This window comes from Aeromonas sp. A04 (genome assembly GCF_047780465.1).
Classification (GTDB): domain Bacteria; phylum Pseudomonadota; class Gammaproteobacteria; order Enterobacterales; family Aeromonadaceae; genus Aeromonas; species Aeromonas bestiarum.
Window position 1 is genome coordinate 1,658,354 of record NZ_JBLNHP010000001.1, and the last position, 12,894, is coordinate 1,671,247.

A 12,894-nucleotide genomic window follows, 5' to 3' on the forward strand; every position below is an offset into this window, starting at 1 on the left:
CGGCTCCTTGCCTGCGACTCGCGTCTATGAGAGCAGCCAGCGTTTCAACCTGGCGATATCACCCGGACACTCGCGGCGCAGCGACTCTATCCAGTCCTCCACGTTCTCCCACCAGGCGGGGTGATCCGGGCTCTGGATCAGCTGGGCCAGCTGCTGCAGCCGGCGCAGACCGATGGAGCCGGCCGCCCCCTTGATCTTGTGTGCCTCCTCCACCACGCCGGCCTGATCGCGGGCGATCATGTTGGAGTCGAGCACCGCCATGTAGTCCGGCATCATCTTCTCGAACAGATCGACGCTGGAGAGCAGCACCGGCTTGCCCACCGTATCGGCGTAGTCGGTGAGGAAGGGCAAGTCCAGCAGCTCATCCTGGCTGCCCGCATCGGCCTGCTCGTCCGCCTCATCGTCGGCGAGATCCGCAAACAGGTGGCCAATCACCTCCCGCACAGCCCTGGAGCCCAGCGGCTTGTTGATCACATCCTGCATGCCGTGATCCCGATAGTACTGGCGATCGCCGGTGGCGTTGGCGGTGAGCGCCACCATGGGCGGCAAACTGTCGCCGTAGCGCTCAAGCAGCTGGGCCGCCACGTCGAAGCCGGTCATGTCCGGCAGCTGGATATCCAGCAGGATCAGGTCAAAGTCATCGGGATTGGCCATGGCCAGCGCCTGGGCACCGTCCCGCGCCACCTGCACCTGATGACCGAGCTTGTTGAGCAGGGCGCAAGCTACCGTTACGTTCAGCTCCACGTCCTCCACCAGCAGGATATCCAGGGAGGGCATCTCGGGCTCGGCGTCGGCGGCCTGAGGCTCGACGCAGTCCACCTCCAGCTCGGCGGTGAAGCAGGAGCCCTCACCCGGATCGCTGTCCACGTAAAGCTGGCCGCCCATGGCCTGTACCAGCTGACGGGAGACCGCCAGCCCTATGCCGGTGCCGGTGGCGTGCTTCTTGCCCTGCACCTGATAGTACATGGCGAAGATCTTCTCCTGCTGGGCGCGAGGAATGCCGACGCCGGTATCCTCCACCTCGAAGTGCAGGGCCAGCTTGCCCGGCTCATCGGCCGCGTGGGAGAGGCAACGTACCGTCACCCCGCCCTCATCGGTAAACTTGACCGCATTGCCCACCAGGTTCCACAACACCTGGCGCAACCGGGTGCCATCGGCCATCACGAATTGCGGCATGTCGCCGTCCCGGTCGAAATGCAGATAGAGCCCCTTCTGCTCCGCCTGGATGCGCGACAGTGTCTCCAGCTCGTCGAGGAAGGCGGGCAGGTCGATGGGGGTCGGTGCAATTTCCAGCCGGCGCCGGTCGAGTTTGTCCAGATCTATGATGTCGTTGAAGATGTTGCCGAGCGTCACCGCGCTCAGGTGGATGGTCTTGAGCTGCTGATGCTGCTTGGGATCGAGAGGCGTATCCATCAGCATTCGGCTCAGCCCCACTATACCGTTGAGCGGGGTGCGCAGCTCATGGCTGATGGTGGAAATAAAGGTGGTCTTGTCGCGGCTCGCCTTCTCCAGCTTGTCCTGATACTGCTTGCGCTCGGTGATGTCGCGGCCAAAGCCGAGCAGGCCGAGCCGCTTGCCGAAGCGATCGAAGAAGGGCACCTTGCGCAGCTCAAAGTAGGCCTTGCGACCGTCGGGGTACTCCAGCCACTGTTCATAGGTGAGCGGCTCGTTGCTGGCGAAGACCTGCTTGTCGGTCTCCACCACCTTGTTGGCTATCTCCTGCTTGTAGACGTCGAACGGGGTCAGCCCGATGAGTTCGGCCTCCACCTTGCCGGTGAGCTCCTCCATGGCGCGGTTGCAGCCGGAGAACTGTTCGTCTTCGTTGCGGTAGTAAACCAGATCGGGGGAGCAGTCGATGAAGGAGCGCAGCAGGGCGGTGCGCTCACCCAGATGCAGCTGGGCCTTCTCGCGCTGGAACACCTCGTTCTCCAGATCCTCGATCGCCTGCTGGCGCAGGGTCTCGGCCCGGTTGGTCTCGGCGATCTGGGCATTGAGGCGGCTGATGTTCTCCTGCAACTGGCTGTTGAGCTCCAGATCCCGCTCGCGCATGTCTTGCAGCTTGCGCACCATGCGGGTCAGCCGCTGGCGGGAATCCTCCAGCTGATCCACCACGATGGAGAGAAAATAGACGGCCCAGGGGGTGACCAGCAGGCCGAAGAAGACAGAGCGCACCAGATCGACAACGTCCACTGTGCCGCGCAAAAACAGGGTGACACCCATCTGGATGGAGACGGCCAGCACTATGATGGCGGTGGCCAGGAACATGCTGAAGCGCACCAGCCCCAGCTTGGTCATCAGGTCGACGTAATATTGCGCCCAGGATTTGATTTGTTTCATCTTGTTGTTTTCTCCCCATATTCGCCGAACAGAATACCAGCACGGCGCGCCGAACTCTTGTGCCGTCGCACGATAAATTATCGATTAACCTCCTCCTTGCACTGGGGTAGCATGCCGGAGTCCATTCGGTCAGCCCGAGTTAAGCCTGGGTGGCTATAATGTCCGGCTGTTCAATTCAACCATCTGATATTTCAGGAGTCTCATCAATGCGCAATCTCACCCTGCTGAGTCTTGGTCTGCTGGCAGCCAATGCCGCCCACGCCGATCTGGGCGAGATCCCCAAGCAGTCCGGCTGGTCCGGTTTTCTGCTGGGCGGGGTCAACGCCGTCAGCTACAAGTCCAACTTCTATGCTGGCGATGACAACCACAGTCGCATCGATGACCTCGGCGCCCCCGACAGCGAGAGCGGCCTGACGCCGCTGCTCAACGCCGACATCCGCTACACCTTCGCCGATACCCGTACCCAGGTCTTCCTCGGCAACCTGATCCAGGATGCGGTGCGCTTCGACTTCACCCAGCAGCTCGGCCTGCGTCAGGAGATGGGTGACAAGGGCATAGTCGCCACCTCGCTGGTGTTCAACGTCATGCCGGTCGAACTGTGGAGCGATCCCTTCGCCACCGGGGTGGATCGCAGCTCGACCGATGTGAAGTCAAAAGGAGTCCGTTTTGCCTGGGACAAGATCTGGGGCAGCAACTTCTACGGCACCCTGACCACCCGGGAAGTGGACATGGATGAGGAGCGCAGCGGCCAGCAGTATGACCAGAGCCACGGCACCCACTACGCCGATATGCTGGATCGCAACGGCAAGATGCACGACATGGAGATCTCCTACCAGTGGCACTTTGGCGGCAACCAGTTGCTGGAGCCCGCCATCGTCTACAAGGAAGCCCGCCTCGACGGCAGCGCCGAGAGCTTCAAGAACACGGGTCTGAAGCTGACCTACGCCCAACGCGGTCCCCAGTGGTCCATCGTCAGCAACCTCTATGCCGGCAAGCGCAAGTATGACGAGGCAAACCCCCTCTTCGGCCAAAGTGCCGATGCGGACGAGTTTGCCATCAACGGCACCTTCTTCTGGCACAAGCTGTTCGGCGTCGATGCTCTCGCCGCCACCTTCACTGCGGCCTATTCCAGGGCCAACTCCGACATCAGCTTCTACGACAGCCAGTCCAGCCGCGTCAGTACCGGCCTGCTCTACAACTTCTAAGCCCGTCCCCGGCAACAAACAACAAGGCCACCCCATGGGTGGCCTTGGCATCTTCAGCGTTGGGCTGACGTCAGATACCGAGCGAGTCGAGCAAGTCGTCATGCTCGTTGGCGACCGGCGCGGCCACCGGGGCCGGCTTGGCGGCCGCCAGCTTGGTCTGGGCGATCAGGGCATCCGGATCCAGCTCCTCCTCATCCATGCCATCGTTGTGAATGCGGATGAACTCTGTCCTGTCCATCGCCAGCTCCAGATAGAAGATGTTGTTGCGGGCGGTGAAGAAGGTGACCCGGCGCGCTTCCGGGTTGTCGAGGTTGGTATCGACGCTCAGCATCACCTGCTTGTTCAGCGCCAGCATCTTCGGCTGGTTCTGGGTGATGTGAGTCTGCAGATCCCGGCCAACCTTGACGGTGAAGCTGCCGACTATCTGGTTCATCAGCTCGCCCATGACGTTGCTCACCTCGTCCGAGGTGTGGGAGATGGCGAGATCTTCCTTGGAGAGGCCCATGCTGAGCATGTAGCTCTCATAGAGCTCCATGGCCGCAGAGGCGGAGAAGTTGATCACCACCAGGCCGGAGAAGCCGCCATCAAACAGCACGAAACAGCCGATATCCGGCTTGAGGCAGGTCTTGCTGATCCGCTGCACCATGCCGGAGAAACGCACCTGACTCTGGGTCGCCGCACTCAATACGTCCGTAACCGAATGACACAGACTCAGTAGCACATCCTCTGTGGTCAATACGGCATCGTTGTCGGCTCTTGTCACTATCATGGGACCTTCCTGAACATCGAAAATGGGCTTATCTATACCATAACTCTAACAGATAGCGCGGCTTGGGCTTCGAAATAGCGAGCCGCCTCTCACTTGACTCAATTATCAGCGGTGAGCGGAATGAAACCGGCCAGATGGCTGAGCTTGAGGCGCCAGCCGGCGGCCTCCTGCTGCAAGCTGGCCTCGTCATGAGGCAAGGAGGGATGCGCTCCCCAGATGGGACCTGGCCATGCCCGATCCGTGGTAAAGCGGGCGACATGATGCAGATGCAGTTGCGGTACCAAATTGCCGAGCGCCGCCACGTTGATCTTGTCCGGCCGCAGCGCCTGTTCCATCAGGGTGGCCAGGGCGCAGGACTCCTGCATCAGCTGCTGCTGCTGCGCGGGCGCCAGATGGTGAATCTCCCGCAAGTTGGCGACCCGTGGCACCAGGATGAGCCAGGGATACTGGCTGTCTTTGGCAAGCAGGACACGACAAAGCGGCAGATCCCCGAGCAACTGGGTATCCGCCTGCAGGCGAGTGTGCAATTCAAACATGAAGACCTCGTTGGATAAGGTGGGCGCAATGCACGAAGAGAGCCCCCACGTTACTGCAACGGGCCGCAAACTTAAAGTCGCGGCACGGCCCAGCCGATGAAGCGCTTGCGAAGCTCGGGATCCGCTTTGAGGAACAGCTGCTGCAACTGCCCTTCCAGCTCGCGGGTAGCCAAGGCGGGAGCCGTGGCGCCTGCGGTTGCAGTGGTGGCCACGGCGGCTGTCGTCAGCGCCGCCTTGCCGGCGCCGCGATTGTACTCATCGAGCCGGGCACGCCAGTCCATGCCGAGCAGCATGCCGCTGGTCACCAGCGCATCCTGCTGGATGGAGAGCGCCCGGCCATCCGCCTGCAACACCACCACGGGGGCCCTGGCATAAAGCTGCATCCCCTTTTCGGTGGCCGGTACGCTGGCCACCAGTTGCAGGCGCTGTTGACTGGCCTGATAGCGCAGCACCTGCGGCTCGGATCGCACCTGCCGATCGTTCTCGCTGCTATTGCGGCTCGGGATCACCCCCTCATAGCGCACCAGCAGTTGCTGCTCTCCGTCCGCCAGGGTGGCGTGCTGCTCATCCTGCAACTTGCCACTGCTCACCGCCAGGATCTGGAAATCCGTTGGCACCGCCACCTCGACCTCGGCCTGCGCCGTACTCATGCCCGTCGCCGCGCACAGCAGCGTCAATCCAACCCAACCCTGATAACCCTTCATGCTCGCTCATCTTCCTGATCGCTGTGATGGGCGCAGGGTAACAGCCGAAGATGACAGAAAAATAACGGCGCAGAGCCCTCACAACAGGTAGTGGGGCCGCTCGGCAAACCACTGGGCCAGCACCTGCTTGAACAGCCGGATCTTGCGCGGAACCCGCCGCTGCTGGGCATGCAGCACGTGCAACGGGTGCAGACCTGTCTGCCACTGATCCAGCACGGCCACCAGCTCGCCGCTCGCCAGCCAGGGCTCCACCAGCATCAGCGGGCATTTGGCGTACCCCATGCCCGCGCGGGCCAGTTGCAGTACGGTACTGTAGTGATTGGCCCGCACCTTGCCCTGCACCAGAATGTGGGCCTCCTCCTCTCCCTTGCGAAAGTGCCACTGCTCCCAGGCCGGGTTGTGGCCCTGCAACAGGCAGGGGCGACCGCTCAGTTCATAGGGCGTGGCGGGGAGGCCTTCCCGCGCCAGCAGGGCGGGACTGGCCACCACCACATCCTTGAGCTGACCGAGCGGCAGCGCCACCAGGTTGTCGGGTATGCTGCTCATGGCGCGCAGGGCTATGTCGTGCTCCCCCTGGCTCATGTCGACCATGGCGTTGGTAAAGTTGAGCTCGACCTGCACCCCGGGACAGAGCTCGGCAAAGCGGCCGAGCAGCTCGCTCACCATGCGATCCCCCGTGCTGACCGGGCAGGTGAAGCGCAGCCGGCCACTGTCCTCCTCGGTCAGCGCCTGTATGTCCTGCTCCGCCTGGCGGGCCAGTGCGAAGATCTGCCCCGCCTGCAAGTAGAGGGTCTTGCCCGCCTCGGTCAGGCTGAGGCGGCGGGTGGTGCGCTGCAACAGCTGGGCATTGAGGGCGGCTTCCAGGGCGCTGACATGGCGGCTCAGCATCCCCTTGCTCACCCCCAGGGCATCGGCGGCGGCGGAAAAACTGCCCCGCTGCACCACCTCGTAAAAACTGGTCAGATGGGAGATATCCATCATTAGCTCCAATATGGAAACAATGCGTTTATTTTACGCGCTTTTTCTCCCTTTTTATCGCGCTATAATCAACACATCCCAACCAGGAGTGAAACAGATGAAGATTGTGATTGTGGGTGCCTCCGGCACCGTCGGCTCGGCCGTCAGTGAGTTGCTTGCCAAAGACCACCAGGTGATCCGGGTCGGTCACAGTCGTGGCGATGCCACTGTCGACATGCGTGACCCCGCCTCCATCAAGGCGCTGTTTGCCAAGCTGGGGACGTTCGATGCACTGGTGGTGGCCAGCGGCAGCGTGGCCTTCAACGGCCTGACCGAGATGACGGACGAGCAGTGGCAAGTGGGGATCGAGAGCAAGCTGATGGGCCAGATCAATCTGACCCGTGCCGCCATCCCCCACCTGAATGACAAGGGTTCCATCACCCTGATCAGCGGCATTCTGAGCGAGGAGCCCATCAACTGGGGGGCCAGTGCGACCACCATCAACGGCGCCATAGAGCACTTCGTCAAGGCGGCAGCCTGCGAACTGCCCAAGGGGCTGCGCATCAACGTGGTGAGCCCGACCGTGCTGACCGAGTCGATGGACAAATACGCCGCCTTCTTCCCGGGCTTCGTGCCGGTGCCGGCCGCCCGGGTGGCCCAGGCCTACCAAAAATCCGTGCTCGGCGTGCAGACCGGCCAGGTGTTCAGGGTCAATGGCTGACGCCTTGCCAACACAGTTGAAAAACCAATAAAAACGGGCCCCGCACTGGGGCCCGTCTGTTCGTCACATCACTGGCTAGGCCAAGTTTTCGCCACCAGCAAACGTTTGTTTCCCGGCGACAAAAAAGCGGCGATCCTTAGTCGATCAGACCGTACTGCTCCCGCAGCACCTCGATGATCTCCTGCTTGGGATTGGCACTGCGCACCAGCGGCTGACCGATGATCTTCTCGGCGATCCCCACATAGGTGTTGGAGATATCCATCATCACCTCGGTCGGCAACTTGTTGTCACGGGCCAGGGCGAAGCGTTCCGGCATGCGGTGCTTGTTGAGCAGGATATCCGGATCCGAGAAGTGGTTCAGCAGCCACTGACGGAAACCCTCTTTGGACTTCTCGACGATCTGGCCGTCGCGCAGGGCGGCACCATCCCAGATGCGGGAGCTGTCGGGGGTACCCACTTCATCCATATAGATGAGCTTCTCGTTGCCGGCCGCGTCCTGGACATAGCCAAACTCGAACTTGGTATCGACGAAGATCTGATCCAGCTCGGCCAGGGCGTCACTGATGACGTTGAAGCCTTCCTTGAGCAGCACTTCGTAGCGGTCGATATCGGCCAGCTTGCTGAAGTTGAAGCCCTGGTAGTGGCGCTCTATATCGGCGCGGGAGACGTTGACATCATCGGCCTCAGGCACGCCATCCAGCCCTGTCAGCACACCCTTGGTGGAGGGAGTGATGAGGATTTCCGGCAGCTTCTGATCCTTCTTCAGGCCTTCCGGCAAGGTGATGCCGCAGAACTCGCGCTCGCCATCCTTGTAGGCACGCCACATGGAGCCTGTGATGTACTGGCGGGCGATCGCCTCGATCATCACGGGGCGGGCTTTTTGCACGATCCAGACGAAGGGGTGCGGGATGTCCAGGATGTGGCTGTCGGCCAGTCCCTTCTCCTTGAACAGCTTGAACCAGTGGCTGGAGATGGCGTTGAGTGCCGCCCCCTTGCCAGGTACGCCGTTCAGCCCGTCCACACCTTGCCAGATGCAGTCGAAGGCCGAGATGCGATCGCTGATCACCATGAGGGCAAGTGGCGCATCGGCTGGCACATCATAGCCTTTCTCCTTGATGAGCCGGGCACTGTCTGCGGGGGTCAACCAGTAGACGCTGCGCACTTTGCCGGAATGGACAGGTTTATCGGTACGGATCGGCAAATCGTCATTCACCGCCAATACTTGATCTGCAAGACTCATGGCTAATAACACTTCCTGTTTGTGGGAGGAATAAAACAGGAGCACAGGGCCCCTGTTTCTGGGGGTTAACATATCAAGCGCATCAGACCCTGTATTTACAGGGGGATTAACCTAACAAAACAGGGGCACTAGGCCCCTGTTTCTATTCTGTTTTTGCTGCCTGGTCAGCCAGGCCCTTGGCGAATGCCTCGGACAGGCTGATGTACATCTGGGAGATGACGCCGGACGACACTGGCTTCTTGTCCTTGTCGAACAGTGTGATGGAGGTCTTGCCCCCAGCCATCTCGCCAAGCTGGAAGCGATACTTGTCCTCTTCCAGTTTGAACGGCTCGCTACCCTTGGCCTTCCAGAAGTCGCTGCCCGGCTCGTCGTACTCGACGTCGATCCAGCCCAGAGACTGCTGGGTATCCTTGATGGTGAAACCATAGCCAGGCAGCACCTGGTTGAGGCGACGCCACACCTGATCAAAGGAACCGTCGGCAATCCAGGCACTCAGCTCGTTGTTGTCCAACCCCAGCTCCAGCCCCATGCCATCGTTGGCCTTGTGCTGTTCGCGGGACTTGAGCTGCTTGTCGTAATAGAGGGAGAACTGGTTCAGGGCGCGAGTGGCGTAGCGCTGGGCATCGGCCGGCGTCAGCACAGTGCTGGTCTCGCCGTCTATGGTCTCTTCGTGATCCAGTACCCGCACCGACATGTTGACGGCGTGACGCTGGACATCGTTGCGCAGGGTGAACTGGTAACGCTGACGGATGTTGAAGTCGTCATCCTCTTCGCTCCAGCCATCGAGGGCCTTGGTGTTGTCAAACCAGCCGGTCTGCAACACGCCGGCCTGCTGATCCAGCTTCTCCGTGGTCACCTTGTACTGGGCCAGGAAGTTCATCAGGAAGGCCCAGGTATCGCGCTCCACGCTCTGGGAGGTGCTCAGGGCATAGAAGGCCACTGTGGGCTCGCTGGCATTGGGCACCACCTGGCTGCCCGGTACCACGGTCAGCAGCTGGGCGGGCGGGCGCACGTCAATCTTGGCGCCGAGGGCACCTTCGCGGCTGCTCTCGGGCAGCGCCGGGATGTCGAAGCTGCTGTTAAAGGCGGGGGTACTCAACCCGGCCGGCACCAGGAACGCGCGGCCTTCAAGGCGGGCATCCTCGTACTCGAAACCACGGTTGGCCATCTTGCGCTCTTGGGGTGAGCTACAGGCTGCCAGCACGGCAACGGTCGCCACACTCAGCACCAGGCGCACTGCATTTCCCTTTCCATTTGCTTTAAACACTCGCCATCAACTCCGCAGTGGTCAGTGCTCGCGTCATCGCTTGTTCGCCCTCGGGGGTGAGGTCGGTGAGCGGCAGACGCAAGGTCGCCGTCGCCATCAATCCCAGTCGGGCACAGGCCCACTTCACCGGGATGGGACTCGGTTCGCAGAACAGAGTCTGATGCAACGGCATCAATCGATTGTTGATGTCATGGGCCAGACCGGCATCACCGGCCAGCGCTGCACGACACATGTCGGCCATCTGGGCCGCTGCAATATTGGTGGTGACCGAAATGACTCCGTCGCCACCTTGCAGCATAAAATCACATCCACTGGCATCATCGCCACTATAAAGCGCGAATTCCGCTCCGCACAGCTCACGCAGCAGCGGAGTACGGCTCAGATCCCCGGTGGCCTCTTTCAGACCTATGATGCCGGGCACCTTGGCCAGTCGGGCTACCGTCTCCGGTTTGAGATCGCAACAGGTGCGACCGGGCACATTATAAAGAATTTGGGGCAGACCACTAGCCTCGGCGATCGCACAATAGTGACGATAGAGGCCTTCTTGGGTGGGTTTGTTGTAATAAGGGGTAACCGAGAGACCCGCCACCACGCCCGTTTCGGCGAATCGTTTGGCCAGGGCGATGGCATGGGCGGTATTGTTGGAGCCGCAACCGGCGATGACGGGAATGCGTCCGGCGGCCAGTTCCACGGTTTTTTCCACGACGGCAATGTGCTCCTGCTCGCTCAGGGTCACCGATTCCCCCGTGGTGCCAACCGCAACTATGGCGGTGGTGCCTGCGCTGACATGATAATCGACCAAGGCGGCCAGACTGGTCCAATCGACTTCGCCTGAAGCCAGCATGGGGGTAACGAGGGCAACGATACTACCGCGTAACATGGATATTTCTCCCGATTTTCAGGGGCGTTATGGTAAAGCTGCCCCCTTGGAAAAACAAGGGAGGCAGGGGGCAAGCCGTGATACCATTCTGCACAAAAAGCGGTGCGCGAGCGCGACGGCCTGCGCCAATCCCGGGTCTTCTCGACTCGAGACAAGGCTCGCGGCCACGGCATTCTTACAAGGTTGCCATGTACCAGCGCAGGGAATGGCCCAAGGCCGGCCACCCGGTCAGGGCGACGCCCACTGCGCTCACATTCGCAACAAGCTAATGGACGAGAGAAGATTTATGACTCACTACCTGGTCGTAACGGCCATAGGCACGGACAGGCCTGGCATAGTCAATGAGGTCACCCGCCACGTCAGTGGCTGCGGTTGCAACATTGTCGACAGCCGTCTTGGTATCTTCGGTAATGAATTCACCTTCATCATGCTGCTGTCCGGGGACTGGAACAGCCTGATGCAACTCGAGATAAGCCTGCCCCTGCGCAGTCAGGAGTGGGATCTCATCACCATGATGAAACGCACCGAGCGCCACCACTCACTGCAGTACGACATCAGCGCCAACGCCGAGATCCTGATCCGTGACCAGCCCGGCATCGTAAGCCAGTGCACCCAGTTCTTCAGCGACCACGGCTGGGACATCCAGGCCATGCAGACCATTACCCTGGAGCAGCAACCCTTCAACCTGCTCAAGGCGAGCTTTCAGCTCAATCTGGCCAAGCAGGGAGAGACCGCCGGCTCGGAAATGGCCTTCGCCGGATTCTGTCGCGAACTGGGCGCAGAATCGTTTGAATTCATCGTCAACAACAAACACGCCTGACGGCGTTCGGAGACCCCATGCAACCACTACAGGCTGGTACCCAGGCCCCCGACTTTTCCCTGCCCGATCAGGACGGCAACCCGGTTCGTCTTGCCGATCTGCGCGGCAAGAAGGTGCTCATCTATTTCTATCCCAAGGCGATGACCCCGGGCTGCACCACGCAGGCCTGCGGTCTGCGTGACATCAATAGCGAGCTGGCGGCCCTCAACGTGGTGGTGCTCGGCATCAGCCCGGATCCGGCCAAGCGTCTGAAGAAATTCGAGGAGCGCGACAGCCTCAATTTCCGCCTGCTGGCCGATGAAGATCACGCGGTGGCCGATGCCTTTGGCGTCTGGGGCCCGAAGAAGTTCATGGGCAAGGAGTATGACGGCATTCACCGTCTGAGCTTCCTCATCGATGAAGAGGGCAAGGTCGCCCACCGCTTCGACAAGTTCAAGACCAGCGACCACCATCAGGTGGTGCTCGACCTCATCAAGGGTTGAACCCGCCCGGTCTGAAAAACACCCAATACAAAAAGGGCCTGCAACTGCAGGCCCTTCGCTTGTCTCGTTCGCCAGTCTCGCTGCGTGATGATGGCATCAGCCAGCGCATCCCGGCGGGGAGTCATCTCGGCCGGCCTTTCCCTTGCCCCATCGGCCAGAGCCTGTGGTCACGGCGACGATGTCATGGTTGTGATGGTCGTGCATGCACCTGTATCGGGGGCCTTGGTGAGTCAGTTGGCGCAAGCCAAATGACACCCACACTGTTGCCAGCTCAGGCCGAAACACAAGTGCGCAGCCGCTACCATTAATTAACCCGTCGCAGAGCCATTTTGATTTCCCGACCCGGCTTTCTCGCCAACCTCCCCTGCCAGATCAAAAAATTCATCTGAGATATGGGTTAACGTGACCCCAGTTTCATTTTCCAGTGAGAAAAGCCCATGAACATGAGCCACACCGAACGCCTGATCCTGAGCAACCAGTACGAGATCCTGGCCAAACTCAATCCGGAGAAAGCGGCGTCTTACCAGCGGGCCAGCACCATCATAGCGCGCGGCTACTGCCTGCAGATCCTCGAACTGGAGAAGAGCTTCGGTCATCTGGATCTGGCCACCTGTCAGGAGGTGATCGACACCCTGGAGCTGCACCATGCGCTGGCCATCTCCTGGGGCAACCTGGATGGCGCAGATCAGGGTGAAATCAATGCCAGCCGGCTGGAGTTCAACGGCTACAGCCGCAGCCAGGAGCGGGAGCTGGCCGACTACGTCTGCTTCCTGCTGGAAGTGGACAAACGCTTCCCCGAACTCAAGTGCCCGTGCGACGAGCTCTCCAGCGATATCGCCATGCGTGACAAGTACCAGCGCATGCTGACCGTATGGCGCCAGTGCCCCCGTCAATACAAGCTCTCCATCCAGGAGATCCGCAAGGTATTGGCGGCCTGATCGCCATGGATGGAAAAGGCGCCTCTGGGCGCCTTTGT

The 12,894-nt window shown here is 60.8% G+C and carries 13 protein-coding genes; 5 read left to right on the plus strand and 8 right to left on the minus strand.

Annotated elements, in window-relative coordinates; translation table 11 throughout:
• Positions 1 to 24 precede the first annotated feature (24 nt).
• The gene (gene arcB, locus ACM3N8_RS07590) at positions 25 to 2,337 is read right to left on the minus strand and encodes an aerobic respiration two-component sensor histidine kinase ArcB (RefSeq protein WP_043554868.1); all 2,313 of its coding nucleotides are present in this window, start codon (positions 2,335 to 2,337) and stop codon (positions 25 to 27) included.
• 206 nt (positions 2,338 to 2,543) lie between these two features.
• Between arcB and ACM3N8_RS07595 the strand changes: the two genes are divergently transcribed.
• Complete coding sequence (locus ACM3N8_RS07595; protein ID WP_416015849.1) at positions 2,544 to 3,542, plus strand: DUF2860 family protein; 999 nt, start codon at positions 2,544 to 2,546, stop codon at positions 3,540 to 3,542.
• Positions 3,543 to 3,612: 70 nt separating this feature from the next.
• On the opposite strand, the gene ACM3N8_RS07600 is transcribed toward ACM3N8_RS07595, so the two are convergent.
• From ACM3N8_RS07600 to ACM3N8_RS07615, 4 genes are all read right to left on the minus strand, one after another.
• Positions 3,613 to 4,311 carry a DUF3334 family protein gene (locus tag ACM3N8_RS07600; RefSeq protein WP_042865686.1) on the minus strand — a complete coding sequence of 233 codons (699 nt, stop codon included), beginning with the start codon at positions 4,309 to 4,311 and terminating at the stop codon, positions 3,613 to 3,615.
• 98 nt (positions 4,312 to 4,409) lie between these two features.
• Entirely contained in the window at positions 4,410 to 4,847 is a 438-nt protein-coding gene (locus ACM3N8_RS07605) for an HIT domain-containing protein (RefSeq protein WP_290019603.1), read from the minus strand.
• Between the two features lie 71 nt (positions 4,848 to 4,918).
• Positions 4,919 to 5,551, minus strand: a complete 633-nt coding sequence (locus tag ACM3N8_RS07610) for a DUF2057 domain-containing protein (protein WP_416015852.1) — start codon at positions 5,549 to 5,551, stop codon at positions 4,919 to 4,921.
• 78 nt (positions 5,552 to 5,629) lie between these two features.
• Complete coding sequence (locus ACM3N8_RS07615) at positions 5,630 to 6,529, minus strand: LysR family transcriptional regulator (RefSeq protein WP_098980662.1); 900 nt, start codon at positions 6,527 to 6,529, stop codon at positions 5,630 to 5,632.
• Between the two features lie 97 nt (positions 6,530 to 6,626).
• Here ACM3N8_RS07615 and ACM3N8_RS07620 point away from each other — a divergent pair, with 97 nt between their 5' ends.
• Positions 6,627 to 7,229, plus strand: coding sequence for a short chain dehydrogenase (locus ACM3N8_RS07620; protein WP_043554625.1), 603 nt, complete (start codon positions 6,627 to 6,629; stop codon positions 7,227 to 7,229).
• Between the two features lie 136 nt (positions 7,230 to 7,365).
• On the opposite strand, the gene ACM3N8_RS07625 is transcribed toward ACM3N8_RS07620, so the two are convergent.
• The 3 genes from ACM3N8_RS07625 to dapA form a co-directional block, all read right to left on the minus strand.
• Positions 7,366 to 8,469, minus strand: coding sequence for a phosphoribosylaminoimidazolesuccinocarboxamide synthase (locus ACM3N8_RS07625; protein ID WP_416015854.1), 1,104 nt, complete (start codon positions 8,467 to 8,469; stop codon positions 7,366 to 7,368).
• 142 nt (positions 8,470 to 8,611) lie between these two features.
• Positions 8,612 to 9,736 carry an outer membrane protein assembly factor BamC gene (gene bamC / locus ACM3N8_RS07630; protein ID WP_103473022.1) on the minus strand — a complete coding sequence of 375 codons (1,125 nt, stop codon included), beginning with the start codon at positions 9,734 to 9,736 and terminating at the stop codon, positions 8,612 to 8,614.
• On the minus strand, positions 9,729 to 10,616 hold the full coding sequence (gene dapA / locus ACM3N8_RS07635; protein ID WP_241280048.1) for a 4-hydroxy-tetrahydrodipicolinate synthase: 888 nt from the start codon (positions 10,614 to 10,616) through the stop codon (positions 9,729 to 9,731). The genes bamC and dapA overlap by 8 nt, the downstream gene beginning before the upstream one ends.
• Before the next feature lie 286 nt (positions 10,617 to 10,902).
• Between dapA and ACM3N8_RS07640 the strand changes: the two genes are divergently transcribed.
• From ACM3N8_RS07640 to ACM3N8_RS07650, 3 genes are all read left to right on the plus strand, one after another.
• Positions 10,903 to 11,436, plus strand: a complete 534-nt coding sequence (locus ACM3N8_RS07640; protein WP_416015857.1) for a glycine cleavage system protein R — start codon at positions 10,903 to 10,905, stop codon at positions 11,434 to 11,436.
• Between the two features lie 17 nt (positions 11,437 to 11,453).
• A complete protein-coding gene (bcp, locus tag ACM3N8_RS07645; RefSeq protein ID WP_241325505.1) occupies positions 11,454 to 11,918 on the plus strand; it encodes a thioredoxin-dependent thiol peroxidase in 465 nt (154 codons plus the stop codon).
• 437 nt (positions 11,919 to 12,355) lie between these two features.
• Positions 12,356 to 12,856, plus strand: coding sequence for a YfbU family protein (locus ACM3N8_RS07650; protein ID WP_043556017.1), 501 nt, complete (start codon positions 12,356 to 12,358; stop codon positions 12,854 to 12,856).
• Positions 12,857 to 12,894 lie beyond the last annotated feature (38 nt).